Source organism: Candidatus Parakkermansia intestinigallinarum (assembly GCF_944389695.1).
Lineage (GTDB): Bacteria > Verrucomicrobiota > Verrucomicrobiia > Verrucomicrobiales > Akkermansiaceae > Akkermansia > Akkermansia intestinigallinarum.
The window spans coordinates 1-26,494 of record NZ_CALXNG010000029.1 but is presented as its reverse complement, the minus strand read 5'-3'; the positions used below and the strand labels follow the sequence as shown (position 1 = coordinate 26,494).

The window sequence follows — 26,494 nt, the reverse complement described above, 5'->3', positions numbered from 1 at the left end:
AAGACAAGCAAGGCTGAATTGCTACTTTTTTTGTCATCCGAGGCTGTTCAAAGCCTCAGCGGATCTGAAACAGACCCGAAATAACATTAACAAAAGACGCGCCTTTCTCCGGCGCGAGCGGTGCAGCATCCCGAACAGCCGTGCGGCTGACGGCGGCAGGCGGCACCACTCCGGCCGCAGAGCTGTTGCGCGGGCGGGGCGCCGTCGACTCGGCGATAGCCGTGAAAGCGCTGCCGCCGCGCACTTTCGGCTTGTAAAACACGGGCGATGCGCTACAATACCTTCGCTATGCTAGATATCCGTATCATCAGGGAGAACCCTGAATATGTGAAAGAGCGCGTCCGCCTGCGCGGGGGCGACCATTGGATGCTCGTGGATAAGGTGCTGGAGTGTGATGTGAAGCGCCGCAATGCTGAGACGGAGAAGCAGGCTCTCTCGCAGGAGCGCAACAGCTCTTCCAAGTTGATCGGTCAGATGATGAAGGAAGGGCGCCGCGATGAAGTCGAGGCGCTCAAAGCTCGCATGTCCGAGGTCGGAGACCGCATCCGCGAGCTCGACGCCGTGGCTTCCGCCGCTGCCGAGGAGCAGGAGAATCTGCTGCTGTCGATTCCGAACATGCCGCATGACGGGGCGCCCGTCGGCTCGGATGAGTCCGCCAACCCGGAGCTGCGCCGGTGGGGGAGCAAGCCCGAGATCGCCGATCCGAAGGACCATGTGGAGCTCGGTACGAAACTCGGGCTCCTCAACTTTGAGGATGCCGCCCGCATTTCGGGGTCGGGCTTCATCGTCTACCACGGTCTCGGAGCTCGTTTGGAACGCGCCCTGATCAACTTCCTGCTCGACACGCAGACCTTGGAGAACGGGTACGAGGAAACGGGCGTGCCCTTCATGGTGAAGCGCGCCTGCATGTACGGTACGGGGCAGCTGCCGAAGTTTGAGGACGACATGTACGGGCTGGAGCAGAACGCGATGTTTATGGCCCCGACGGCCGAGGTGCCGCTGACGAACCTGTACCGCGAGCAAATTCTCAAAGAGTCGGATCTGCCGATCAAGATTACGGCCTACACGCCCTGCTTCCGTCGCGAGGCGGGCTCTGCCGGTCGCGAGAATCGCGGGATGATTCGCGTGCACCAGTTTGACAAGGTGGAGCTGGTGGAGATCTGCCGCCCCGAGGACGGCTTCAGCCAGTTGGAGGAGCTGACGCACCACGCCGAGTCGATTCTTCAGAAGCTCGGGCTGCACTACCGCGTGATCGAGCTCTGCACGGGCGACGTCGGCTTCTCGTCTGCCAAGACCTACGATATTGAGGTGTGGGCGCCGGGGCAGGGTAAATACCTCGAGGTGTCCAGCTGCTCCTGCTTCACGGATTATCAGGCCCGCCGCATGAAGCTGCGCTACCGCGATGCGGAGGGCAAAATGCGCATCCCCTACACCCTCAACGGGTCGGGTACGGCACTGCCTCGCCTCTACGTCGCCTTGCTGGAGCAGTACCAGCAGCCCGACGGATCGGTGAAGATTCCGGAGGCCTTGGTGCCCTATTTCGGCGCCGAGCTCATTCGCCCGAAGGATTGAGCCGACGGCTTATTGCGGTGTGGCCGACCGAGTCTTGCAGGTCGGTCGCGCCCGATGGGCTCTTCTCTGTCGCTCCGGTGACGCCGTTTGCTGTTTTTCTGAGTTTCTTTTATGTTCATGTTGGCTGATCATACGAATCAGATGGGGGATCTCATCGCGGCGATGGGACCCATGTTCTGGCTGATGATGGTGTTTGCCGTGCTGGCGGTGGCTGTCATCAGTGAGCGTTTGTTTTATTTTCACCGCGTCAATATCAATTCTGCCGATTTCTTGCGGGGACTTTCCGCGCTGCTGCGCACGGGGCAGTACAATGAGGCCCTGCACGAGGCGCGGCAGTTGCCGGGGCCGATGGCTCGCGTCGTTGAGGCCGTGCTTTCGCGGCCTCGCCTTTCGCGCGGCGAGCTGCGCGAGATTGCCCTTGAGGCGGCGGATCTCGAGGTCTATCGCGTCGAGCGCCACATCCGAGTGTTGCAGGTATGCTCGACGGTGATGCCGCTGCTGGGTGTGCTCGGCACGATTCTGGCCATCATGAATTTTTACGATCAGCCCGGGATTACGGACGGGGCCGTGGCCGCCCCGCAGATGTCCGAGTCGCTGCGCCAAGCCCTGCTGCTGTCCGCCGCGGGCATTTCAATGGCCATTCCGACGTTTCTCTTTTACATGTATCTGGCTTCGCGTGCACGCAAAATCATCAACAACATTGAGCGTGCCGGACTCGAGTGCGTGCACATCATCTGTGATGCACGCATGAACCGAGCCGCGGAGGAGCAGTCATCCGAGGAGGCGGACTGCGCTTCGGCGGCCGCGACCCCTTCCCGGACTCCTACTGACGTGAGATCGTGATGCGACGCGTTCGTTCCAGTCTGCCTCATATCGGTTTCCCGATCATTGTCACGGCCGGGATCAACCTCTTTTTGTTGCTCTGCGCCATCGTCCTCTTCAGCAACCACCTGACACCGAGTTACGGCGTGCGCGTCTACCCGGCGCGGACGCACTACGGCATCGGCTCGTACGATCGCGACAATTTGCGAATCATCACGATTATGCCCGGCAATTCACCGCGATTCTTCGTGGATTCGACGGAGATACAGGGCGGTTTCGAGGGGGTTGAGCGCTTGTTCACCGAATGGGACTGCCCGAACCCGTCGCAGCTCAATGTCATTGTCAATGCCGATGAAGCCGTGACCTTCGGCGTCCTCCAGCGCCTGATGGACATGGTGCTCGACCACGGCTTCACGGCGCACGTGGCCGGGCGCCCGGATCTGCTGAATTATGAGTGAGGCGTCTGAGAGCGGGCTGGTTTATCACGTCGAGCGCAAGCGCCGTCTGCGCGGCTTTCTGCCCTTGTACGTGGTGCTGGCCGTGCTGCCCGTCGGAGCTGTGTTGTGGCTGGTGCCGGTGCGCATGCCCGAGGAGCTGCCGGAGCCGCGCACGGGGCGCGTGTATTACCGCGACGGGCGCTTGATGTATTTTCAGCTCATGCAACGCAGCCCGCAACCCTTCCGCTTGCCGGAGGGAGCGGATCCGGCCGGTGAGTCTGCGGCGCGTTTGGTCGTGCCGTTGCGGCGTCATTCGGATTACGTCGCCTTGCCGCCCGCTGATCTGTACGAAGATGCGGGAGACTCATGCGTGCTCAATGAAGAGGCACTCCTGGCATTGCCGCCGGAGCCGACGGCAGAAGAGCAGGGAGAGGCGCCCGCTGCGGCGGCCTCTGCCGATGACGAAACCGCCATCGGCAAACCTGCCGTGGATGACCCTACCGTGGATGACTCTACCGTGGATGACCCTGCGGCCGATGCCGGGAGCGACGCTCCTGCGGGAACCGCCGAGCCGCTGCCTTTGCCGACCGAGCAGGAAGGAGGCCTGCGATGATGTCAGAGCCCCTGACGCCCTCACAGCTTTTTCTGGCGATCGTGCTGGGTGGGCTGGTGATTCTGCTGCTGGTGTATATCCCGGTGCAGGTTGCGAGCAAGCTGCGCCGCATGCGCCGTGCTGCCCGCTGCCTGACCTGCCGCATCTGCGGGTATCGCTTTGTCCGCAGCGACCGACAGGCGACCTGCCCGAATTGCCGCGCTCGCAACCGAGCCTGAGCAATTGCCGGATCCCCTGCGGCCGGAGTGCGCCATGCCGCGGAGAATCGGCGCCGCCTGCCGAGACTGCCGAGATGGCCGAAACTGCTGCCGAGACGGCCGAGACACTCAACAGCCGTGCGAACTCACCCCTGCAAAACGGGAAGAAGCCCGGGTGAGGGTGTAGAGGAGCTCGGGGCTATCGGGGCTATCAGGCCGGCTGAGAGGCCAGCGCGCAGACGAGTTCCAGTACCCGAGCGGCCGCCATGGCGCGGAAGTCGTTGCGAGACATACCGGGCCGGACGATCGTTTCGGTGTGCGTCGGTCGGGGAGCGCCGCGCCTCGCGACGGCGATACACACCGTGCCGACGGGCGGCTCCCCCTCAGCGGCGGAGGGCCCTGCGTTGCCCGAGACAGCCACGCCGATGTCGGCCGCTGCTTGGCGCATGGCGTTCTCCGCCATGGCAGCGACGACGGGTTCGCTCACAACGCTGTGCTCTTCAATGAGCTGGGGCGGAACGTGCAGCAGGCGTTCCTTGGCCTCCGTGCAGTAAGTGACCCATCCGTAGCGAAAGACGGCGGAAGCTCCGGGAACGCCGGTGATGGCGGCGGCGATGAGCCCTCCGGTGCAACTTTCTGCGGTCGCAAGGCTGAGACCGGCTGCCTCGAGATTGCGGACGGTGGCGAAAGCGAGAAGTTCGAGTTGGGAAGTCATGATGGCAGTTATACGGTTGTCTCCTCGGGCAGCATCACGGCTGCCGTTGCCAGCGCGGCAATACCTTCTCGGCGTCCGATGGCCCCGAGCTTTTCATTGGTCGTGGCCTTGATGCCGATGCGGCGAGGGCTGATGCCCAAGATAGGAGCGAGTGTCTCTTTCATCTGCGGCACGAAGGGCATGATTTTCGGAGCTTCGGCGATCAGCGTGCAGTCGGCGTTGGCGACGCGCCCCCCTTGGGCGCGCAGAAGCTCGACGGCTTTTTCAACAATGCGAAGCGAGCAGATACCGGCACAGGTCGGGTCACCCGGCGGGAACCAGTAGCCGATGTCGGGCTCGCCGATGGCGCCGAGAAGGGCATCGGCCAAGGCGTGGCAGAGCACGTCGGCGTCGCTGTGCCCGTCGAGCCCGCGGCTTTCGTGCACACGCACGCCGCCGAGCCACAGCGGCCGAGCCTCCGGCGCGAAGCGGTGGATATCGTAGCCCAGTCCTGTGAGGGTAATCATCATGGTGCTGCAGGAGTTCGGCTGTTACCTTACCAGAAGTTCGGCGGTGTGGCAAGATGAAATCTCCGTGCAAGGCGTCGCAGCGAGCCTCACCGACCATGCCCGCAGCCGCCAACGGCCCGACTCATACCCGGCGCCTGCCCGTGCTGCGGCCTCCGTCAGCCGCGGGCAGCTTTGGGCAGCTCCGGGCTGAGCCGCGCCGCGCGTTCGGCTCTTGCAGGCGCGAGACGGCGAATGACGGCGGATGACGGCGGATACTGCCGCATCCGCCGCCCTATCGCCGAGCATCGCCTTGTGCCGCTCGCTGCAAGGGGGGGGCAGACCTCAGAGCGACTGAAGCAGCTCGATCGCCGGTTCATAACCTTGAGCCGCCGCTTTCCGAATCAAGCTCAGGCCCTTTTCTACGTCTGCTTTACCTCCGAGTCTATCTATATAATAGACGCCAAGGAGGTACTGACCTTGTGCACGTCCCTGTTCGGCGGCTTTGCGCAACCAAGCCAGAGCTTCAGCCTCATCTTTTTCGACGCCTATGCCTTTCATATAACAAGCTGCAAGCTCGCTTTGTGAATCTGCATAGCCCTGTTCGGCGGCCTTGCGCAACCAGCGCACGGCTTCGGTCTGGTCTTTCTCGACGCCTAAACCCTGTATATAACAGAGAAAGAGATTCCTTTGAGCTTCGGCGTACCCCTGCTCGGCGGCTTGGCGAAACCAACGCACAGCTTCGGTCGGATCTTTCTTGACACCCTGACCTGTGGAATGACAAAAGGCGAGATAGTTTTGAGAAGCAGCATGCCCTCCCTCGGCGGCCTTGCGCAACCAAGCTAGAGCTTCAGCCTCATCTTTCTCGACGCCTAAGCCTTGCATATAACAACCTACAAGTTCGCCTTGTGCATCGGCATACCCCTGTTCGGCAGCCTTGCGCAACCAGCGCACGCCTTCGGCCGGGTCTTTCTCGACGCCAAATCCATTCAAATAACAAAGGGCGAGATTCCTTTGAGCTTCTGCGAGCCCCTGTTCGGCGGCCTTGCGCATCCAACGCACAGCTTCGGCCGGCTCTTTCTCGACACCTAAGCCCTGCATATAGCAAAAGCCGAGATTGCTTTGAGCGTCGGCATCCCCCTGCTCGGCGGCTTTACGCAACCAAGCCAGAGCTTCAGCCTCATCTTTCTCGACGCCTAACCCCTGCATATAACAAGATGCGAGATTGCTTTGAGCTTCTGCGTGCCCCTGTTCGGCGGCTAGGCGAAACCAACGCACAGCTTCAGTCAGGTCTTTCTCGACGCCTAATCCCTGCATATAACAAAAGCCGAGATTGCTTTGAGCGGCGGCATACCCCTGCTCGGCGGCTTGGCGAAACCAACGCACGGCTTCGGTCTGGTCTTTCTCGACGCCTAACCCCTGCATATAACAAGATGCGAGATCCCATTGAGCGGCGGCTTGCCCCTGTTCGGCGGCTTGGCGAAACCAACGCACGGCTTCAGTCAGGTCTTTCTCGACGCCTAATCCATCAAAATAACAAAGGGCGAGATTCCTTTGAGCTTCTGCGTGGCCCTGTTCGGCGGCCTTGCGCATCCAACGCAGGGCTTCGGCCTGGTCTTTCTCGACGCCTAACCCCTGCATATAGCAAAAGCCGAGATTGCTTTGAGCGGCGGCATGCCCCTGTTCGGCGGCCTTGCGCATCCAACGCAGGGCTTCGGCCGGGTCTTTCTCGACGCCTAATCCCTGCATATAACAAGATGCGAGATTCGATTGAGCGTCAGCTAGCCCCTGTTCGGCGGCTTGGCGAAACCAACGCACAGCTTCAGTCAGGTCTTTCTCGACGCCTAAGCCCTGCATATAACAAAAACCGAGATTGCTTTGAGCGTCGGCATACCCCAGCTCGGCGGCTTGGCGAAACCAACGCACGGCTTCGGTCTGGTCTTTCTCGACGCCTGACCCCTGCATATAACAATCTGCGAGATCGCATTGCGCATTGGCATGCCCTTGCTCGGCGGCTTGGCGCAGCCAGCGCACGGCTTCGGTCATGTTCTTTTCGACGCCTGAACTCCGCATATAACAAAGTGCGAGATTCCTTTGAGCATCGGCATGCCCCTGCGCGGCGGCTTTGCGGAACAGGCGCAGGGCTTCGGTCTGGTCTTTCATGACGCCAAGCCCCTCGACGTAGCAAACAGCGAGATTGTTTTGAGCGTCAGCATACCCCTGCTCAGCGGCTTGGCGCAACCAGCGCACGGCTTCAGTCGGGGCTTTCTCAACGCCTGTACCACGCATATAACAAATTGCGAGGGCGTTTTGGGCTTCCGCATTTCCCAGCTCGGCGCCTCGGCGCAACCATTGCATGGCTTTTTCCGAGGAGCGGGGTACGCCTACACCTTGTGCGTATAGCTGAAAGAGCGTGAAACATGCCGGTTTATTGCCCGATTCTGCAGCTTGATGAAAATATTGCACGGCCTTTTGCTCGGATTGTTCGACGCCCATTCCTCTCATATAACAAACGGCCAAGGTGTTGGCGGCGGAAGCATCTCCTTGCGCTACGGCCAGACGTACCCACTTGACTCCCTGTGTGACGTCGGGGGTGACACCCTCTCCGCGGAGGTAACAGCGACCAAGCCGTCCCTGCGCGGCGGCATCGCCGGCTTCCGCGCGTTCGCGAAGGGCAGGAATGTCTGCGGCCGTCAGCGGAGTCAAGCTCGGATCCGGCTTGTATGTGTGTTCTGCTGCGCGTTGCTGGGCTGAGGCGGCGCAGGGGCCGAGTGTCAGGGCCGTGAGGATGGCTGTGATGTAAAGGTTCCGGGGTTTCATGGTCGGATGGCGCTGTTGGGTTTGGTGATGAAGGGTTGAGGGGGGAGGCTGTCGGCGACAGTTATGAGGAGAAGGGGACGAGACCTTGGCTCAGGACGGTCGGGGGCGCCGGAGCGCAAGGGGCTTCGAGCCAGCGGCTTTCGTGCACGTGCACGCGCACGCCGCCGAGCCGCAGCGGGCGGTCGGCGGGAGCGAAGCGGCGGCGGTCACAAGCGCGTTCTGCCGAGGCGATCATCATGGTGTTGCCGAGGATCGTAGCTTACATTATCAGATGTGCGCTGCCGTGGCAAGCTCAATTTCAGTGTGCATCCAGCCAGTTGGAAGCCGTGCCCGTTTCAACGACGAGCGGGACGCCGTTGGGCAGGGGAAGGGCCTGCTGCATGGCATCGACAAGGAGGGGGGTGAGTTCTTCGGCCTCGTCGCGGTGCAGGTCGAGCAGCAGTTCGTCGTGAATCTGCATAATCAGGCGGCTGCGCCGTCCCTCGAGCAGGGCGGCGACGCGCAGCATGGCCCGTTTGATCATGTCTGCCGCGCTGCCTTGGATGGGGGTGTTGATGGCGTTGCGCTCGGCGGCGGCGCGCAGGTTAAAGTTGCGGTTTTGCAGGTCGGGAAGGTAGCGTCGGCGGCCGCAGAGCGTCTCAGCGTAACCGCAGGCGCTCGCTCTGGCAACGAGCTCATCCATGAAGCTCTTGACTTTCGGGAACTGGGCGAAGTAGCTGGAGATGAGAGCCTCAGCCTCGCTGCGGGGGCAGCCGAGCCGCTGCGAGAGCCCGAAGGCGGAGATGCCGTAGATGATGCCGAAGTTGACGGTTTTGGCCGCGCGTCGCATGTCGGCCGTCACCTCGCTGCGCGGAATGCCGTAGAGGCGTGCGGCGGTTTCGGCATGCACGTCGCGCTCGTGGCGGAAGGCGTCGATCATCGCCTCGTCGCCGGAGAGAGCGGCCATGATGCGCAGCTCCACCTGCGAGTAGTCGGCCGAGAGAATGAGGTAGTCCTCGCTGCGGGCAACGAAAGCGCTGCGGATGAAACGGCCGGCGTCGGAGCGGATGGGAATGTTTTGCAGATTCGGATTCTGGCAGGCAAGGCGGCCGGTGATGGTGGCGAGCTGGTGCAGGGTGGCGTGGATGCGCCCGTCGGTCGGTTCAATGCAGCGCGGCAGGGCGTCGAGGTAGGTGCTTTTGAGCTTGCTGAGCTCGCGGTATTTGAGAATGTCCGCCACGAGAGGTGAGCGCCCCTCGAGGCGGCGCAGCGTCTCTTCGTCCGTCACGTATTGGCCCGTGCGCGTCTTTTTGGGCTTGGCGTCGAGCTTGAGCTCGCCGAAGAGCAGGTCGCCGAGCTGCTTGGGGGAGTTGAGGTTGACCGTGTGACCGACGATTTCCTGAAGCTCCTCGTCGATGCGGCGGCGGATATCCTCAATGGCTTCGCCCATCTCCCGCGAGCTTTCTTCAAGCTTGGCCGGGTCGAGCTTCATGCCCTCTTCTTCGATGGCGACGATGACCGGCAGCAGCGGGTGTTCAATGTCGTCCATCACGCCCTGCTGGCCGGAGGCGGCCAGTTCGCGGCGCAGAAGTTCAGCCAAGCGCCACGTGACCTCGGCATCCTCGGCGGCGTATTCCGCCATCGTTTCGACGGGCACGGCGGCGGTGTCAATCTCCTTGCCGGCGATGTCCTCGAGGCGGATTGTGCGGTAGCGCAGCAGAGCTTCAGCCATGTCGTCCATATTGTGCCGTTGTTCGGGGTGCAACAGCTGGTGGACAAGCTGAACGTCGAAGAAGGGCCCCGCGACGCTTACGCCGGCGCGGTGCAGCACCTTGAGGTCGAACTTGAGATTGAGACCGATTTTTTCTGCCGGGCAGCTGAAAGCCCTGCGGAAAAGCTCGAGGCGCGAGGCGGCCTCGGCGGCGGGCAGGCTAACGTAAAAGGCCTCGCCGTCCTGCAGGCAGAAGGACATGCCCAGCAGGCGGTCGCTAAAGGTGTTGAGCCCTGTCGTTTCGGTGTCGAAGGCCCAGCGCGGTGCCGCGGCGAGGCGCTCGGCGAGCTCCCGGCAGGCCGCGTCGCTGTCGATGAGGCGGTAGTCGTGCGGTCGGCTCTTGGCATCGCTGAGCTCGGGCAGGCTGAAGAGATCGGGTTGGGACTCTGCGCTCGCGCCCCTCCCGTCGGCGGGCGCCGCGGACGCGTCGGAGCCGTCGGCGGCCGGAGTTGAGGCATCACCTTGTCCGCGATCCGAGGGGCGACGTCCGGCGGCGGCAAAGAGCTCGCCGAGGGCGGCATCCCCGGCCGCGGCTGCGGTTCCGCCGCAGAGCTTTTTGAGCAGCTGGCTGAACTCCAGGCGGCGCAGCAGCTTTTCGAGCGCCGGCAGATCGAAGTCCCGCCGACGGCAGTCGTCGAGGCCGATGCCGAGCTCGGCGTCGCGGCGAATGGTGGCCAGTCGGTACGAGAGCCGAGCCTGCTCGGCGTGGCCTTCAATCTTTTCGCGCATCTTGCCCTTGACCTCCGCCGTGCGCGCCAGCAGCTCGTCGAGACTGCCGAATTGGGCAATGAGTTTGCGGGCGGTAACGGCGCCCACGCCGGGAACGCCGGGGATGTTATCCGAACTGTCGCCCATCAGAGCGAGCATGTCGATGACTTGAGCGGGGCGCGTGATACCCCATTCGGCGAGAAAGTCGTTCATGTCCACGCGCTCAAAATCACTGTTGCGGTTGCCGGGCTTGAGGAAGGAGCAGGTGGGCGAGAGCAGCTGCCCGAGGTCTTTGTCCTTCGAGACCATGAAGCTGTGCAGCTGCCCGCTCTCATCGGCGAGGCGCGTGACGGTGCCGATGAGATCGTCGGCCTCCCAGCCCTCGCGGCTCAGCGTGGGAATGTTGAGCGCCGCGAGGATGTCGATGATCCAGGGGACGGAATCCTTGAGCTCCTGCGGAGCGGCTTGGCGCGTGGCCTTGTAGTCGGGGTATTCGCGGTGGCGGAAGGTGGGGCCCGGGGCGTCGAGGCAGGCGACGAGGCGGTCGGGGTGATGTTTGTCGATGAGAGAGAGGACGGTGTTGATAAAGCCGAACATAGCCGAGGTGTTCAACCCGGCCGAGTTGCGCATGGGCGAGTTGACGAAGGCGTAGAAGGCGCGGTAGGTCAGCGCCATGCCGTCCAGAATGTAGAGCGATTCCATCGGGCAGGCATTTTAGCACGCAGGGCGCTCCCCTGCAAGGCGAAAGCTCGCGGCGCCGCTCCTGCCGCCGTGTTGAGCGCGGGAGAGCCGTCGAGCCTCAGGCGCAAGCTCGCGGCGCCGGAGCCTGCGGCTGTCGCGCTCTCGGCCGACTCGCCGGAGACAGACCGCCCGCAGAGGGAGACAGCCCCAGTAGGCGCTTATCGCGAGGGCACGGCTGCCTTGAGCTTGGCTGCGGCGGCCTCGATGAGTTCGGCGCAGTGCCTGTGTCCGGCGCGTCGGGCGAGGTCAAGAGGCGTGTCGCCGCGTCCGGGGGCCGTGCCGGGGCGCGAGAGATGAGCCAGCGGATCGGCGCCGTGTTGGAGCAGAAGCGCGACGATTTCTAGGTTGCCGTTGGCGGCGGCAGCGTGCAGGGCCGTGAGCCCGTAGGTGCTGGCGGCGTTGACCTTGGCACCGTGCTCGAGCAACAGCCGCAGGGAGGCGGCATCATCGTTGAGCGCGGCGAGGTGCAGGGGGGTGAGCTTGCTGTCTCGGCTGCCGCTCTGTTCGCTTTCCCCGTGCAGCAGCTGAGGCAGAGTCTGTCCGTTATCGGAAACGGCAAGCTCGGGCAGAAGGGGAGCGGAGCAGTAGGCGTTGATGAGAGCCTTGCCGGCGAGCAGCCGGCCCATCGGTTCCGGTTCTCCGGCCATGGCTGCCCCGTGCAGCGCCGTGGCCCCGCCGCTGCATGCAAGCCCGACGTCCGCGCCGCGCTTGATCAGCAGTGCGACGCTTTCGGCATCGCCGGCGGCTGCGGCGAGGTGCAGGGGAGAGACGCCCTCGCGGCTGAGCTGTTGCGCATCTGCGCCGCGGGCAAGAAGGGCGGCTGCGTTTTCGCCGTTGCCTGCGGCTGCTGCGTAGTGCAGGGGGGTAAATCCGCCCGCGTCAGGCGCGTTGGCGTCGGCTCCGCCGTCGAGCAAAAGCCTGATGACGGAGGCATTGCCCGAGGCCGCGGCACTGTGCAGGGGCGTGATGCCGGAGGGCGCGGCAGCGGCACGGGCATCCGCTCCGCGCTGCAACAGGAGCTTGACGCCGTCCTCGCAGGCGCTGCCGGCGGCGAGGTGAAGAGGCGTGGCGCCTTCCCGGCTCCGTGCATCGACCGCGGCCTTGCGGTTGAGCAGCATCGTGATGGCGTCGGCATCCCCGATGGCGCAGGCGAGGTGAAGGGGCGTGAGCCCGCCCGCGTTGGCCGTATCGCAGGGAGCACCCGACTCCGCCAGCTCGAAGAGGGCTTTGGAATGCCCGTTGGCGGCGGCCGTGTGGAGCGGCGTGTTGCCCATGCGGTCGATGAGCTTGGGGTCACAGCCGCGGCCGACGAGGTGGAGCAGGGCGGCGCTGCCGTACTCCGCGGCGTGGTGCAGAGGGCTGCGGCCTGCGTTATCCCTCACGTTCAGGTCTGCATTGTGCAACAGCAGCAGGCAGATGCAATCCGTCGAGTCGGTTTCGGCTGCAAGATGCAGGGGCGTGCAGCCGCGGAAGTCGCGAGCATGGACGTCGGCTCCGCTTTCCAGCAGGAGTTCGGCGGCGGCGTGCTGCCCGAGTTTGGCGGCAGCATGCAGAGGCGTGGAGCCGCTGATGCGGTCGCGGGCGTCGGGCGAGGCTCCGTGTGCCAGCAGAAGACGGACGGCATCGAGCTTGCCGTCGCGTGCCGCGATCAAGAGCAGGGGGCAACCGTCGGCGTCCGTCGGGTTGCTCACCGCTCCGGCGTCGAGGAGTTGCCCGAAGAGCGCTGCGTCGCCGGAGCTCAGGGCGCGCAACAAGGCGTCTCCCTCATCGGCTCCGCTCTCCTCTCTCTTCAGCCAAGGCGGCGTTTTCTCCGTCGGTTCGGCTTCGCTCCGAATCGGCGCGGAGCGAGGAGCCGGAGTCGGCGCGGCTGCGGTCGACGGGGCGAGGGCGATCAGGGGGATGGCGCAGGGCAGCAGGAGGGCGGTGACTAACGTGGCGTTCATGGCATCGGGAGCTCGGGGCGACGGCCCGGCAAGCATCAGCGGAGTCGCGTTGCTCAGCAGACTCCATTATACGCGGCTCGGGCGCGAAGTCAACGGAACTCTTCGGGCTTTTGGGCGTCAAGTCTCACGAGCCCCCCGTTTCGGAAGGGCTCGCGGCGAAAAAAAGCTCCCGGCGCCGAGGGCGCCGGGAGCCGGGGGATGAAGATGACGGCGGCGTCAGTCGCGCGGCACCGCGATCGTTTGCTCGCGATCGGGCCCGACGCCGACGGTGCCGACGGGGCAGCCGATGACTTCGCCGAAGCGCTTGACGTAAGCCTTGCAGTTCTCGGGAAGCTGCTCCCACGAGCTGCAGCCGGTGATGTCCTGCTTCCAGCCGGGGAGCTCTTCGTAGACGGGCTCGCACTTCTCCCAGTCCTCCACGAGAGCGGGCGGGACGTCGAGCAGTTGGTCGCCGAGCTTGTAGGCCGTGCAGATCTTGATGGTCTCCATCTCGTCCAAGCCGTCGAGATTCGTCATGGCCATTTCATCAAAGCCGTTGAACATGGCGGAATAGCGCAGCACAACGCCGTCGGCCCAGCCGCAGCGGCGCGGGCGCCCCGTCGTGGCGCCGAACTCGCGGCCGAGGCCGTGCAGGTAGTCGGCAACTTCGTCGTTCTCCGTGACGAAGGGGCCGGCGCCGACGCGGGTGGTGTAGGCCTTGCAGACGCCGATGACGCGGTTGATGCGCGTGGGCGCAACGCCGCTGCCGGTGCAGCAACCGCCGGCGCTCGTGTTCGAGCTGGTGACGAAGGGATAGGTGCCGAAGTCGATGTCCAGCATCGCTCCCTGAGCTCCTTCGAAGAGGATGTTTTTGCCGGCCTTGACGGCGGCGTTGAGCACGGGGATGGTGTTGCAGATGTGGGCACGCAGCACGTCGGCTGCGGCAAGCACGGCATCGAGCGTGACCTGCGGATCCGCGGCGGCCCAGCCGAGGCGCTCAAGCTCCTCGTTGGCCGTCTTGATGCGGGCCTCGAGCACGCGACGGAGGCGGGCGGGATCGACGAAGTCAATCATGCGGATGCCGATGCGGCGAGCCTTGTCGGCATAGGTCGGGCCGATGCCCTGTTTGGTGGTGCCGATCTTCTGGTCGCCGAGAGCCTCCTCCTGCGCGGCGTCGATGTCCTTGTGGATGGGCAGCACCACGTGGGCGCGGTCGGAGATCAGGAGATTTTCCGGCGTGATGGTGACGCCCTGCTCGCGCAGGTAGTTCATCTCCTCAACCAGCGAGGTGGGGTTGATGACGACGCCGTTGCCGATGACGTTGACCTTGCCCGGCCACAGAATGCCCGAGGGAACGAGGTGCAGAACGTACTTGCGGCCGTTGGCAATCACGGTGTGACCGGCATTGCTGCCGCCCTGGCTGCGCACGACGTAGTCCGCAGTCTCGGTGAGGAAGTCGATAACCTTCCCCTTGCCTTCATCTCCCCACTGGGAGCCGATGACGAGTGTATTCATGTGCCTGTGTGAAAGGAATTCCGATTTCAGATTTGAGAGTACTTGCCGGCCTTGAAGTCGCGGATGAGGTCGATGAACTCACCGAAGAAGTAGGTGGCGTCCTTGGGGCCGGGCGCGGCCTCGGGGTGGTACTGCACGCAGAAGATGGGCATCTTCTTGTGCCGCAGGCCCTCGACGGTGCCGTCGTTGAGATTGATGTGGGTGACTTCGACGTCCTCGGGCAGGCTGTCCGGGTCAACGGCGAAGCCGTGGTTTTGCGAGGTGATGGCCACCTTGCCGGTGCGGAGATCCTTGACGGGCTGGTTGCCGCCGCGGTGCCCGAACTTGAGCTTGAAGGTCTTGCCGCCGAAGGCGTGGCCGAGCAGCTGGTGGCCGAGGCAGATGCCGAAGATGGGCAGCTTGCCGAGCAGCTTGCGGAGCTGTTCGTGGATGCCCGGCAGCGCCGCGGGGTCGCCGGGACCGTTGGAGAGGAAGACGCCGTCGGGCTGAAGCGCCAGCACATCCTCCGCCGGCGTGGCCGCATTGACAACCGTCACGTCGAAGCCGTCGCGGCGCAGGCAGCGCAGAATGTTGCGCTTGATGCCGAAGTCGTAGGCGACGATCTTGTACTGCACCGGGGGCAGGGCGGCGTAGGTGCTCAGGTCGCCCGCCGTCTTGTTGGGCAGCTTCCAGTCGCGGGACTCGCCGTCCCAGTGGTAGTTCGTCGGCGTGGAGACCTCGGTCACGAAATCGGAGCCGCTCATGGGAGCCGAGGCGCGGGCGCGCTCCACGGCCTCTTCGGCACTCAGCTCCGTGCTGAGGCAGGCGCGCTGGGCACCCTTGGTGCGCAGCAGCTTGGTGAGCTTGCGCGTGTCGATTCCCTGAATGCCGGGAATGCCGTAGCGCTGCATCCAATCCTCCAGAGACTCCTGTGCCCGCCAGTTGGAGTGAAGGCGTGCCAGCTCTGCAATGGCGAAACCGCGCACCTGAGGGCGGTCGCTCTCGCAATCCTCATCGCAGACGCCGTAGTTGCCGATGAGAGGGTAGGTCATCGTCACAATCTGGCCGCGGTACGAGGGATCCGTCAGCACCTCCTGATAGCCGGTCATGGAGGTGTTGAAGCACGCCTCACCCGTCACCGTGCCGTCGGCACCGAAGGAAGTGCCCTCGAATATTGTTCCGTCTTCTAGTGCTAGTATTGCTTTCATCCTTATTAAACCGTGGCCTTATTAAGCCGTGAGATGATAGCGGAGCTTGCGGTAATTTGCAAGTCCATTTTGAGACCTGCCGCAAAAAAAGCAACTGTTTGCCCAACGGGTGGAGAAAAATCCGTCAGCGCGGCCAAGAGAGCTTGCGTTGCCGGCGGAAGTGTGCTTTAATCATGCAAGAAGCCTCGTCCGGGCGGGCGCCGATGAGCGCTTCTCAACACAGATGACACATATGGATACCAACGAAAACAACATCGAAAACGAACTTCCTGCCGCTGATCCCGTGGCCGGTGCCGACTCCTGCAACCGCCTTGCCGCTGCCCGGCAGTTCGCGGTTGATCAGTATAACCGCCTGCGTCGCGCCGCCGGCGCCAAGCTCGATGATGTGTACGAGTATACGCGCAACGCGCGCCGTCAGATCAACGCCGGCTGGGATGTGACCTGCGCCAGAGCTCGCGATTTGCACCGCAGCGGTGAGGAATACGTGCGCGCCAACCCCACCAAGAGCGTCCTCACGGCGCTCGGCGTCGGTCTGCTCATCGGCCTGCTGGCCGGGCGCAGCAGCCGCTGACGGCACCCTTCTCACCATTCGGACGGAAGGCAAACATGGGTCTGCTGGCAAAAATATGCGGCTGCGGCGTCCGCACGGCTCTCGATCAACAGCGCGAAGCCATGCGCCGCGAGTTGAGTGAGCTGGCGTCGCAGCTGGGTGTTCACGGCAGCGCTCTCGCCGAGCTGTTTCGTCTCGAGCTCGGCGAGTACATGCGCCGGCAGCGCCGCCGCATGGCCCTGCTGATCGCCGGGGGCGCCTGTGCGGCTCTGGCCTACGTCTCCTTCTGGATCCTGCTCTGCTGCTGGCTGGCGCCGCTCTGGGGCTGCCCGGCGGTTCTGGCATTAGTGTGCCTGCTGCACTTGCTGCTTGCCGTGGCTCTGTTGCTGTCCGCCCGACGCCTCAAACCGACGGCTTTCGCTCCCGATACGCGACGCGAACTCCAAAACGATCTGCAATGTCTCAAGATTCTCCTCCAAGAAAAGAAGACATCCTGATGCGAATCGCCGCTTCGAGAATAGGCGTTCTCGAAGCGGGCGGAGCCTTGCGACAGCGAGTCGGCGCAGCGGCGGATTCCCTCCGAAAACCGCTGGCAGCTGCAGGCGCCTTCGCCGCGGGGCTGGGGGCTCTTGTGGCTTTCCGTCAGGGGCGCCGCGCAGCCGGAGCGCTCGGGACGTCCGCCTTCGCCCCTTCGCGAATTGCCCGGGCGGCGCTTTCTCAGACCCTCGCGCTGCTGGTGCCCGGGATCGTCCGATGGATCGGCGGCGATGTGTCCCGGCCGTCGCGACGAAGCTCGGAAACTCCGCAGTGTTCGCCTGACGAACAGATCGGCTTTTGGCAGCGTGCCCGATGTTGGTTCCGCAGCGAGCGAGGTGCGGCTCGTTGAGGGCTGCGAAGTGCGCCGTGTGCGGCGCGCACGCTTCTGAACTCCCGAAACTCCTCTGCACCTGCGTCTCTCCCGCAAAGCTTCACCGATTTTCACCACCTTCACCTCATGAAAAAAGTATTCGTCTCCGGTGCCTTCAACCTTCTCCACGCCGGGCACATCTGCTTCCTGCAAGATGCTCGAGCCTTGGGGGATTACCTGATCGTTTCCTTTCCCCCGGCTGATCTGCTCTGGAAGATCTTCGGCCGCAAGTCCGCCCTAGCCGATGCCGACAAAATGGCCGTGCTCAATGCCCTCAGCATGGTTGATGAGGTGGTGCTCTCGACGGATGACAGCGAGGCGCTGAGCTTTGAAAGCGCCTTCCGAGCCTCCGGCGCCCAAGTGCTCGCCGTCACGACCGACGACCTCTACATGGACGCCAAGAGCGCCCTCTGCGGTGACTGCGGTGCCGAGTTCGTCGTCCTCGAAAAACGCCCGCCCGAGGGCAAGCAAACCTCGAGCACCGAAGTCCTCGATCGCATCAAGGCCCCGACCCATGCTCCGCTGCGCGTCGACTTTGCGGGCGGCTGGCTCGACGTGCCGAACTACGCCATCCCCGGCGAATACATCGTCAACTGCGCCATCTCCCCCACCGTGTCGCTCAAAGAGTGGCTCTATCGGCAGGGAGCCGGACTCGGCGGCAGCGGCGGCTGGAGCGTACTCAACGGATGGGACCCGGTGCGCTCCGAGCTCGGGCTGGGCGTCGGTTGGCAGGATCCGGCCGTCATTGCCGAGACGGGAGCCTGCGTCTGGAAGTCCGGTCAGTATCCCGTCCTCGAGTTCAAGAACACGGGCGAGTTTTTGCGCGGTCGCATGGCCGTGTTCGACACCCGCATCCACCACAACACCCCCGGTCTGGCAGCCTTGAACCGCAACTTTGTCAAGATAGCCCGCGCGGGGCGCGTCGCTCGGCTCGGCGTCATGCAGCAGGACATCACCACCCTCGCCGTTGCCGTGCAGATGAGCTACCGCCTCCAGCTCGACGAAGGTATGGAGCCGCTGCCCGAGATCGGCGAAAGCATCGCCATGAAATACTGCGGCGGCGGGCATGGCGGCTACGCCCTCTATCTTTACGAGACTCCCGAATCGCGGGAGAAGGCCCTCGACACCTGTTTGGATCTCTACCCCGTCGAGCCCTATTGCCGCACCTTCGGCAAAGATGAACCCGTGCCTTGGGAGCCCCGCTATCTGCAGCGCCTCCGCGATCGCGGCGTGATCAAGTAACGACCCCTCCCTCACCATACCCCTTATGCCCAAAGTATTCGTATCCGGCTGCTTTGACGTTTTGCACAGCGGGCACATCGCCTTCCTCGAGGAGGCTGCCGGCTACGGCGACGTCTACGTCTCGATTGGTTCCGACGCCACCGTCATGGCACTCAAGAATCGCAAGACCCTCTACACGGAAGCCGAGCGCAAGTATATCCTCGAAGCCATTCGCTACGTCACCAAAGTTTACATCGGGCCGGACACCGGCAAGATTCTCGACTTCGCGCCTCTGCTCGACGAGGTGAAGCCCGACATTTTCTTCGTCAATGCGGACGGCAGCAGCGAGGAAAAGCGAGCCTTCGTCGAATCGAAGGGAATCCGCTACGTCGTCAGCTCCCGCGTGCCGCACGGGCAGCTGCCGACGCGCTCCACCACCTCCATCCGCCAACAGATAAATAAGTGAGCCATGGAGTCCTCGGTGTATCATACGGGCGATGCGGACACGCGCCCTTGGGGGCGTTGGGAGGTCAAAGACGTCTTTGAGGGCTCCGTCCTCAAGCGCATTGACGTGTTGCCGGGCAAGCGCCTTTCGCTGCAGCGCCACAGCCATCGTGCCGAGCATTGGGTCGTCGCATCCGGAGAGGCCGAAGTCACCGTCGGCTCCGTGACGCGCACGCTGCGCCGCGGCGAGAGCGTTGACATCCCGGTCTCTGCCGTGCACCGCTTGGCCAACATCGGCACGGAACCCCTCGTCGTTCTGGAGCTGCAGCACGGCAGCCTGCTGAGCGAAGATGACATTGAGCGTATTGAAGACGATTTCGGGCGCACGTAAGAATGCCCCGAGGCATACGCATCAACCCCTCTCCCATACCTTACACCCTTGAAAGACAGCTTGACAGATGGACAAAACGCGCCTGCGTCGCCTGCCGACCCCTCGCAAATATGGCGAGAGCTCGATGCCGTCGTCGTGATCAACCTCAAGAGTCGTCCCGATCGCTGGGAGATCTTTCAGAAGAGGGTCGGTTCGATGTTCCCTCCCGGCAAGGTCCATCGCCTTGAAGCCGTCGTCGGCAAAGAGCTTCCCGGGTACGGCAAACTGCCTTGGTTTAGCGAGCAGACCGGAGAGCGTGCTTCATCGTGGGCCGGAGTCGCGGGTTGCGCTCTCTCGCACCGCAAGGCCATTGAATCCGTATTGGAGAACGGCTGGCAGCGTGTGCTGATCTGCGAAGACGACATCGAGCCGGCATCAACGGACATACTACCCGACATCCCGGAGCTCTTCCGCGCCGTCCCCGAGCCCTCCTACCTCTACCTCGGCTACCACATGCGGGATCCGCGCGGTCGCTTGCTGCGGCGGACCGCGCACGGTGAGCTCTGGAAGGTCGAGGGCGTTTTGGCCTGCCACTCCTACGTCGTCAGTGCAGAAACCTGCCGCCGCCTGCTGCCCCATTTGCCCGACTCGGATAACATTTGGGAATGGGTGGCTCGCAACCGCGCCATTGATAACTTTTGCCGCGACCGGATGTACGGCAAAGCCGGGGTTTCGTCATGCGTCGCGTGGCCCGTCCTCTTTCGTCAGCAGACACTCGGTTCGGATATTGACACGTCTCGCCGCGTGCGCTCAACCGACAGCAAGACGGGGCACCCGCGCAGCCTCCGGAGTCTCAGCGGCATCCTGCACCTGATCACGCGCCCTTGGCGTCGCCTCAAAGTCCGGATGAACTCATGGCACACCCATCGGCGAGCATTGCGAAACGGCTTCCCGGGGTACAAACGATGAAAAGAGGCGGCGGCAGGCTGAAAAATGCCCCTTTTTGAGCCGCCGTTGCTGATTATGCTTGAAATCTGTCGGAAAAGGTAGGATAGTAAAGGCTCACTTCGCAATTATGTCCGAAAACAAAGAACGAAAGACTCTGGAAGAACGCAATCAGGCCAGTGACCTCGAACGCCTGCGCCACTCGTGCGCACACGTTTGCGCCACGGCCATTTGCCGTCTCTGGCCGGAGGCTCAGCTGGCAGCCGGTCCTGCAGTCGAGAACGGCTTCTATTACGATATTGAGCTCGACCACAACATCTCCTCCGACGAGTTCGCCCTCATTGAAGAGGAGATGAAGAAGGTCGTCAAAGAGAACCAGCCCTTCGTTCGAACAACCGTCACCCGCGCGGAGGCCATGGATATGGCGCAGCGCGGCGAGCTCGGCTCGATCGGCCCGCGCAGCGTGCCCTCGAAGTACAAGGTGGACCTGCTCAACCGCATCCCGGACGACGAAGAAATCTCCATCTATCGCAACGGAGACTTCACCGACCTCTGTGCCGGGCCTCACGTCGGGCGCACGGGCAACTGCAAAGCCTTCAAGATCATGAGCGTTGCCTCGGCCTACTACCAGGGCGACGCCGGCGGCCCGCGCCTGCAGCGCGTCTACGGCACCTGCTTCCCGAACCGCACGCAGCTCGATGAGCACCTCGCCAAACTGGAGGAAGCCCGCAAGCGCGACCACCGCAAGCTCGGTCGCGAGATGGGGCTCTTCACGATCGACGAGATGGTAGGGCAGGGCCTCGTGCTCTGGAAGCCCAAGGGCGCCATCATCCGCCGTGAGCTTCAGGACTTCATCACCGAAGAGCTCGACCGCATCGGCTACTCACAGGTTTACACCCCCAACATCGGCAAACTCGACCTCTACATGACCAGCGGACACTGGGAGCACTACAAAGAGAGCCAGTTCCCGCCGATCCCCGACCCGGACGACTTCCGCAAACTGCGCGATGAGAACGCCAGCTGCGCCGACCTCTTCAACGCTCTTGACACCAAGACCATCTGCGGCTTCATGCTCAAGCCCATGAACTGCCCGCACCACATCCGCATCTACGCCAGCGATCCGCACTCGTACCGCGATCTGCCCGTGCGCCTCGCCGAGTTCGGCACGGTCTATCGCTGGGAGCAGAGCGGCGAGCTGGGCGGCATGACCCGCGTGCGCGGCTTCACGCAGGACGACGCCCACATCTTCTGCCGTCCCGACCAGATCAAGCAGGAGGTTCAGCAGTGCATCGGCATCGTCAAACACATCCTCGGCACCCTGCAGATGAACGACTATCGCGTGCGTCTCTCGCTGCGCGACAAAGAATTCAAGGATCCGAAGTACGTCGGCAGCCTCGAGAACTGGCAGCTCTCCGAGCAGGCGCTGCGCGAAGTCCTTCAGGAAAACGGCTTTGACTACATCGAAGCCGAGAACGAGGCCGCCTTCTACGGCCCGAAGATCGACTTCATCGTGCGCGACGTCATCGGCCGCGACTGGCAGCTGGGCACCGTGCAGGTTGACTACAATCTGCCCGAGCGCTTCGAGCTCACCTACACCGGCGCGGACAACAAGCCGCACCGCCCCGTCATGATTCACCGCGCCCCCTTCGGCTCCATGGAGCGCTTCACCGGCCTGCTCATCGAGCACTTTGCCGGCAAGTTCCCCACGTGGCTCGCCCCGGAGCAAGTGCGCGTGCTGCCGATTTCCGACAAAGTCGCCGACTTCGCGAAGCAGGTCTACGACAAGCTCGCCGCCCTCGGCATCCGCGTCAAACTCGATGCTGACCCCGACAAAATCGGAGCCAAGATCCGCAACGCCCGCCTCGACCGCGTTCCCTACATGCTTGTCGTGGGGCAGCGCGAAGCCGATGAAGGCCAAGTATCCGTCCGCCATCGCGACCTCGACGTTATCGGCACCATGCCGGTCGACACCTTCGTCGCGCAACTCAAACGCGAAATCGACGAGCGCCTCATCGCGCCCGAGATGAAGCCGCAAGGAGGTGCCGCAAGCTGAGCCGCTTCCCTCGGCCGAACATTCCCCCTCCGTGCAGCGGCGCGACAGCGTCCGCTGCACGGAAGAAAGACAGACCCAATCAACACACACACGTGCCTACCCCGCAGAAAAACAATAACTTCAACGGTCGCTCCAAGCGCGACCAGAACGGAAAAAATCCGCAGATTCGCGTCAACGACCGCATCCGCGCACCCCGAGTACGCGTTGTCACCGCAGCCGGAGACCAGCTGGGCGTCATGCCCACGCGTGAAGCCCTTGCCAAGGCGAAGGAAATCGGCCTCGACCTAGTGGAAATCGCCCCCAACGCCGATCCCCCCGTCTGCCGACTCATCGACTACGGCAAGTTCAAATACATGCAGGCCAAGTTGCAGAAAAACAACAAGGCGAAAGCCGCCCGCATGAAAGAAATCAAACTGCGCGTGGGCACGGACGTCAACGACTACAACGTCAAAATGGGTCGTACCGAGCAATTCCTCGACCACGGGCACAAGGTGCGCTTCCAGCTGCGGTTCCGCAACCGCGAAAACGCGCATAAGGAGCTCGGCTTGGACGTCATGGCCAAAGTCGTCGAAGACATGAAGACGATGGGCAAGGTGGACCAGCCTGCCAAGCTTGCCGGCAACACCGTCACCATGGTGCTGGCACCTCTGCCGGCAGGGCAGCGCGTCAAGAAGTTCAAGAAATACGAAGACGAGAACTTCGACACCGAGTCGGAAGAGTTCGACGCGAAGGACGACGTGCTCGACGACGAGAGCTGAAGCCCCTCCCCGTGCCGCGCCGAAGCTCCGTCCCGCTCTCGGTGCGCGACCTGTCCCCTCACCGTCACGCCGATGCGCTCCGCATCGGCGTTTTGATGCATCGAGACTCTCCTGACAAAGCCGACCCTGCGGAAAAGCACCGTGAATCTGCAAATCGTTGCCTGCGAACCCTGCCACTGCGCGGACTTTGTGCGCCTCTCCCGCCTCTGGCTGGACGAATACTTCTGCGTCGAAGCCGAAGATGAACAGATTTTCGCCGACCCGATAGCCTCCTTCGCGCCCGGTGGCGGCGGCATCTTCGTCGCCCGAGATGAAGCGAGCGGGCGAGTGGCCGGCGTATGTGCTCTGGCCTACCATGCCCGCACCGGCGACTGGGAACTCGCCAAACTCTGCGTCGATCCGGCCTTTCGCGGCCACGGCGCGGGGAAAGCCCTCGTGCAGCGCGTGATTGCTGAAGCCCGCGAGCGAGGGGCCCGCCGCCTCGTCCTCGATACCAACAGCCGATTGACCTCAGCCATCCGCCTGTACCGCCGTTGCGGCTTCGTCGATATCCCCTTGGACAAAAGCCCCTTCAGCCGCACCGATCGCCGGATGTCCCTCGACTTGAGCTGACGCGAGAGCCGCGCGATCGGACAAACGGGCGACGCGTAAGCGGACGCGCTCCATGCCGGGATTTGGGCTTGCGTCGCCGTCGGAGCGCGTGTATCATAGACCCATGAGTCATCTGGATGATTTGTTCGCCTTTCTGAGGATTCCCAGCGTCTCCGTTCTCCCCGAGCATGCTGCGGACGTCGAGCACTGCGCCGACTTCCTCGTCGCTAAACTCAGCTCGCTCGGCTTTGAGGCCCGCCGAGAGCTGACCGACATTCACCCCATCGTCATTGCCCACAGCCCGAAGCTTGAGGGTAAACCCACCGTCCTCATCTACGGGCACTACGACGTCATGCCCGTCGACCCGCTCAACATGTGGGAGAGCGACCCCTTCACCCCCACCGTGCGCGACGGGCGCGTCTATGCCCGCGGCGCTTCGGATGACAAAGGCGAAATCATGGCCATGATACGCGGCGCCCAGCGCGTCATTGAAGAAGACGGCGCCCTGCCGCTCAACGTCACCTTCCTGCTTGAGGGTGAGGAAGAGAGGGGCAGCGAAAGCCTCTTTGCGTTCATCCGCCGCCCGGAGATCGTCCAAGAGCTCGCCTGCGACATCATCGTGGTGAGCGACACCGGCATGGCCGCCCCCGACGTTCCCTCCTTCTCCTACGGGCTCAAGGGCCTCTGCTGCTTCGAGCTGGAAATCAGCGCTCCCGCGATGGACCTGCACTCGGGCATCTTCGGCGGAGCCGTCGCCAACCCCATCACCACCCTCTGCGAGATGATTGCCTCGACGCACGATGCCGACAACCGCATCACCGTCGAAGGCTTCTACGACGGCGTCAGCGGCATCGAGGACTGGGAGCGCGAGAGTTGGAAGCGCGTGCCCGGCATGAGCGACGCCGAACTCGCCGAACTCACCGGAGTCCCCCAACTGCGCACCGAGACCGGCTACTCCGGCGCCGAATGCGTCTACGCGCGCCCGACCTTCGAGCTCAACGGCATCTCCGGCGGCTACGAAGGCGAAGGCTCCAAAACCGTCATCCCGACCAAAGCCGTCGCCAAGATGAGCTGCCGCCTCGTCCCCGGCCAGAACCCCGACCTCATCCTCGACCTCGTCGAAGCCCACTTCCGCAAGGTCTGCCCCCCCTCCGTGCGCATGAAATTCACGCGCCAGCACGGCGGAGAACCCTACCTGAGCGATCCTCATTCCGACTACGGCAAAGCCGCTCAAGTGGCCCTCGAGAGCACCTTCGGCAACCCGCCCGTTCTCGTGCGCGAAGGCGGCTCCATTCCCATCGTCGCGGAAATCTCCAAGCGCCTCGGCAGAGACGCCCTCTTCCTCGGCCTCGATCTGCCGGACGCCCGCATCCACTCGCCCAATGAGAACATGCGCCTCGATATCTTCGAGAAAGGCATCAGCATGGCCGCCACCATGCTGCGCCTCATGAGCGAGGTCCGGCGCTGAAGCGCTGAACCCGCCGAAGCAGACACGCCGCCCCCCAGCCCCCCCATGAACGCCGTCGAAATCGATGACATTCACAAAAGCTTCCCCGGTCACTGGGGCAGGGGCGGCGTGTACGCCGTCAAGGGCGTCAGCCTCAGCATTCCCGAAGGCGGCGTCTACGGTCTCATCGGACCCAACGGATCCGGCAAGAGCACCATCATGAAAGCCCTTGTCGGCCTGCTGCGGCCGGATGCGGGGCATTGCCTCGTCTTCGGCAACCCCGCCACATCCGCAGCCAATCGGCGGGAAATCGGCTTTTTGCCTGAAAACCCCTACTTTTACAAATTCCTCACCGGGGCTGAAACCGTCCGCTTCTACGGCCGCCTCTGCGGGCTGCGCGGGCGGCAACTGCGCCAACGCACGGACGAGATGCTCGAAATCGCGGGGCTGACGGAAGCGGCGGACCGACGGCTCGGCGGCTACTCCAAGGGCATGTTGCAGCGCGTCGGCCTTGCCCAGGCCCTCGTGCAGCAACCGCGTTTACTCGTGCTCGACGAGCCCACCGCCGGCGTCGACCCCATCGGCTCGCGTGCGATACGCGACATCATCCTCGACCTCAAGCAGCGCGGCATGACCGTGTTTCTCTGCTCCCACCTGCTTGAGCAAGTGCAGGAGATCTGCGACCGCGTCGGCATCCTCTACCAAGGTTGCCTCATCGCCGAGGGCAGCATCGACGAGCTCACCCGCGACCACCGACGCACCGAAATCACGCTGCGCGACGCCTCGCCCGAGCTGCTCGACAAACTGCGTACCCTCGCCGGAGACGCATGGGAAAGCGCCGTCCCGGCCCGCAACTCGCTTGAAACCGTCTTCCTGCGCGGCATCCGCGCCAAACTTCAGGAGCAGAAAGCCGCCGAAGCCGCCCGAAAGGCCGCCGAGGCGAAAAAATCCTGAACTGACGACACGGCACCTCCGCGCCGCTCACTCGCCGAAGTGGCGGATGACGGAAGCCTTGAGAGCCTCTGAGCCGAAATAGCCCTCCTCCTTGATCCGGTCGAGATCAAAGCCGCTGCGGTTGATGGCGTCGGAGAACTTGAGCTGCGCCTCCTCCATCGTCTCGGACTCCTCCGGCGTCGTATGGAGCTTGCCCTGCGTCACCTTCCCGATCGCCCCCTCCATCACCTTGCTGCGGGCGTCAAGCTGAGCCACCAGAGTATCCAGCTTGGGCGCTGCCGCATCAGCGGATTCCTGATCCACAACGGAGCGCAGCAGCGCCGCCATCTCCGCCGCCAAATCCGCCATAGCCGGCATCTGCTCCAAGAAGGTCGCGATAACATCAGCATCCTCAGCATGGCGAGCCTCAGGCTGTCCCGCCGGCTCCGCCTGAGCTGACGGCGCTGCCGCCGGTTCCGCAGCAGCGACCGCAGCCCCCTCGGAAGGAAGTGCCGCAGCAACAGCGGCAGATGAAACGGCACAGAAAGAGACAAGGGCGGAAGAGAACGAAATCATCATCATATCAAACGGTGTTGTTATCGGAAGAGAGCGAGCCCGTCAAGACAGCCTCGGTAACGGGAACCGCCTTATCCTAAAGATTTCTCCCCGACCTGTCAACCTGAAAAAAAGACAGCTGCACACTTGCCGCAGGGACCGCATTGCGTCAAAATAAAACGCACCGAAGAAGCTCTCGGGAGAGAAACGCCGCAATGGCATTTTTATGGTTGCTT

25 protein-coding genes are annotated in these 26,494 nt (G+C 63.4%); 16 read left to right on the top strand and 9 right to left on the bottom strand.

What is annotated here, in order from left to right; all coding sequences use genetic code 11:
• Nucleotides 1-288 precede the first annotated feature (288 nt).
• The 5 genes from serS to AC6UAL_RS07935 all read left to right on the top strand — a co-directional run bounded on the left by serS (nt 289) and on the right by AC6UAL_RS07935 (nt 3,662).
• On the top strand, nt 289-1,572 hold the full coding sequence (gene serS / locus AC6UAL_RS07955) for a serine--tRNA ligase (RefSeq protein ID WP_500682846.1): 1,284 nt from the start codon (nt 289-291) through the stop codon (nt 1,570-1,572).
• A gap of 117 nt (nt 1,573-1,689) precedes the next feature.
• Nucleotides 1,690-2,415, top strand: coding sequence for a MotA/TolQ/ExbB proton channel family protein (locus AC6UAL_RS07950; RefSeq protein WP_500682845.1), 726 nt, complete (start codon nt 1,690-1,692; stop codon nt 2,413-2,415).
• Nucleotides 2,415-2,852 carry a hypothetical protein gene (locus AC6UAL_RS07945; protein WP_500682844.1) on the top strand — a complete coding sequence of 146 codons (438 nt, stop codon included), beginning with the start codon at nt 2,415-2,417 and terminating at the stop codon, nt 2,850-2,852. Before AC6UAL_RS07950 ends, AC6UAL_RS07945 begins: the two co-directional genes overlap by 1 nt.
• Complete coding sequence (locus AC6UAL_RS07940; RefSeq protein WP_500682843.1) at nt 2,845-3,444, top strand: hypothetical protein; 600 nt, start codon at nt 2,845-2,847, stop codon at nt 3,442-3,444. The genes AC6UAL_RS07945 and AC6UAL_RS07940 overlap by 8 nt, the downstream gene beginning before the upstream one ends.
• Nucleotides 3,444-3,662, top strand: coding sequence for a hypothetical protein (locus AC6UAL_RS07935; protein ID WP_500682842.1), 219 nt, complete (start codon nt 3,444-3,446; stop codon nt 3,660-3,662). The genes AC6UAL_RS07940 and AC6UAL_RS07935 overlap by 1 nt, the downstream gene beginning before the upstream one ends.
• 190 nt (nt 3,663-3,852) lie before the next feature.
• Here the strand turns inward: AC6UAL_RS07935 and AC6UAL_RS07930 are convergent, their stop codons facing one another.
• From AC6UAL_RS07930 to carA, 8 genes are all read right to left on the bottom strand, one after another.
• On the bottom strand, nt 3,853-4,356 hold the full coding sequence (locus tag AC6UAL_RS07930; protein WP_500682841.1) for a CinA family protein: 504 nt from the start codon (nt 4,354-4,356) through the stop codon (nt 3,853-3,855).
• Between the two features lie 8 nt (nt 4,357-4,364).
• The gene (gene ispF / locus AC6UAL_RS07925; protein ID WP_500682840.1) at nt 4,365-4,865 is read right to left on the bottom strand and encodes a 2-C-methyl-D-erythritol 2,4-cyclodiphosphate synthase; all 501 of its coding nucleotides are present in this window, start codon (nt 4,863-4,865) and stop codon (nt 4,365-4,367) included.
• 321 nt (nt 4,866-5,186) lie between these two features.
• Nucleotides 5,187-7,661, bottom strand: coding sequence for a tetratricopeptide repeat protein (locus tag AC6UAL_RS07920; RefSeq protein WP_500682839.1), 2,475 nt, complete (start codon nt 7,659-7,661; stop codon nt 5,187-5,189).
• Nucleotides 7,662-7,722: 61 nt separating this feature from the next.
• A complete protein-coding gene (locus AC6UAL_RS07915; RefSeq protein ID WP_500682838.1) occupies nt 7,723-7,899 on the bottom strand; it encodes a hypothetical protein in 177 nt (58 codons plus the stop codon).
• 60 nt (nt 7,900-7,959) lie between these two features.
• Nucleotides 7,960-10,821 (bottom strand): DNA polymerase I, encoded by a 2,862-nt coding sequence (gene polA / locus AC6UAL_RS07910; RefSeq protein WP_500682837.1) that lies wholly within the window; start codon nt 10,819-10,821, stop codon nt 7,960-7,962.
• A gap of 197 nt (nt 10,822-11,018) precedes the next feature.
• Nucleotides 11,019-12,803, bottom strand: a complete 1,785-nt coding sequence (locus AC6UAL_RS07905) for an ankyrin repeat domain-containing protein (RefSeq protein ID WP_500682836.1) — start codon at nt 12,801-12,803, stop codon at nt 11,019-11,021.
• 216 nt (nt 12,804-13,019) lie between these two features.
• Entirely contained in the window at nt 13,020-14,297 is a 1,278-nt protein-coding gene (locus tag AC6UAL_RS07900; RefSeq protein WP_500682835.1) for an adenylosuccinate synthase, read from the bottom strand.
• A gap of 26 nt (nt 14,298-14,323) precedes the next feature.
• Entirely contained in the window at nt 14,324-15,484 is a 1,161-nt protein-coding gene (carA, locus tag AC6UAL_RS07895) for a glutamine-hydrolyzing carbamoyl-phosphate synthase small subunit (protein ID WP_500682834.1), read from the bottom strand.
• A gap of 232 nt (nt 15,485-15,716) precedes the next feature.
• Here carA and AC6UAL_RS07890 point away from each other — a divergent pair, with 232 nt between their 5' ends.
• The 11 genes from AC6UAL_RS07890 (at nt 15,717) to AC6UAL_RS07840 (ending at nt 25,724) form a co-directional block, all read left to right on the top strand.
• Nucleotides 15,717-16,055, top strand: coding sequence for a glycine zipper domain-containing protein (locus AC6UAL_RS07890; RefSeq protein ID WP_500682833.1), 339 nt, complete (start codon nt 15,717-15,719; stop codon nt 16,053-16,055).
• Nucleotides 16,056-16,090: 35 nt separating this feature from the next.
• A complete protein-coding gene (locus AC6UAL_RS07885) occupies nt 16,091-16,531 on the top strand; it encodes a phage holin family protein (protein WP_500682832.1) in 441 nt (146 codons plus the stop codon).
• A gap of 497 nt (nt 16,532-17,028) precedes the next feature.
• The gene (locus AC6UAL_RS07880; protein WP_500682831.1) at nt 17,029-18,183 is read left to right on the top strand and encodes an adenylyltransferase/cytidyltransferase family protein; all 1,155 of its coding nucleotides are present in this window, start codon (nt 17,029-17,031) and stop codon (nt 18,181-18,183) included.
• 25 nt (nt 18,184-18,208) lie between these two features.
• Entirely contained in the window at nt 18,209-18,628 is a 420-nt protein-coding gene (locus tag AC6UAL_RS07875) for an FAD synthase family protein (protein ID WP_500682830.1), read from the top strand.
• 3 nt (nt 18,629-18,631) lie between these two features.
• Nucleotides 18,632-18,997, top strand: coding sequence for a phosphomannose isomerase type II C-terminal cupin domain (locus AC6UAL_RS07870; RefSeq protein ID WP_500682829.1), 366 nt, complete (start codon nt 18,632-18,634; stop codon nt 18,995-18,997).
• A 60-nt stretch (nt 18,998-19,057) separates the two neighbouring features.
• On the top strand, nt 19,058-19,945 hold the full coding sequence (locus AC6UAL_RS07865) for a glycosyltransferase family 25 protein (protein ID WP_500682828.1): 888 nt from the start codon (nt 19,058-19,060) through the stop codon (nt 19,943-19,945).
• Nucleotides 19,946-20,051: 106 nt separating this feature from the next.
• Nucleotides 20,052-21,974: a threonine--tRNA ligase gene (thrS, locus tag AC6UAL_RS07860; RefSeq protein ID WP_500682827.1), complete on the top strand. Its 1,923-nt coding sequence runs from the start codon at nt 20,052-20,054 to the stop codon at nt 21,972-21,974.
• A 92-nt stretch (nt 21,975-22,066) separates the two neighbouring features.
• A complete protein-coding gene (gene infC / locus AC6UAL_RS07855; RefSeq protein ID WP_500682826.1) occupies nt 22,067-22,732 on the top strand; it encodes a translation initiation factor IF-3 in 666 nt (221 codons plus the stop codon).
• Nucleotides 22,733-22,873: 141 nt separating this feature from the next.
• The gene (locus tag AC6UAL_RS07850; protein ID WP_500682825.1) at nt 22,874-23,344 is read left to right on the top strand and encodes a GNAT family N-acetyltransferase; all 471 of its coding nucleotides are present in this window, start codon (nt 22,874-22,876) and stop codon (nt 23,342-23,344) included.
• A gap of 103 nt (nt 23,345-23,447) precedes the next feature.
• The gene (locus AC6UAL_RS07845; protein ID WP_500682824.1) at nt 23,448-24,791 is read left to right on the top strand and encodes a dipeptidase; all 1,344 of its coding nucleotides are present in this window, start codon (nt 23,448-23,450) and stop codon (nt 24,789-24,791) included.
• Nucleotides 24,792-24,836: 45 nt separating this feature from the next.
• Nucleotides 24,837-25,724 carry an ABC transporter ATP-binding protein gene (locus AC6UAL_RS07840; RefSeq protein ID WP_500682823.1) on the top strand — a complete coding sequence of 296 codons (888 nt, stop codon included), beginning with the start codon at nt 24,837-24,839 and terminating at the stop codon, nt 25,722-25,724.
• A 27-nt stretch (nt 25,725-25,751) separates the two neighbouring features.
• Here AC6UAL_RS07840 and AC6UAL_RS07835 read toward each other — a convergent pair whose 3' ends face one another.
• Nucleotides 25,752-26,285, bottom strand: a complete 534-nt coding sequence (locus AC6UAL_RS07835) for a hypothetical protein (protein ID WP_500682822.1) — start codon at nt 26,283-26,285, stop codon at nt 25,752-25,754.
• Nucleotides 26,286-26,494: the final 209 nt, after the last annotated feature.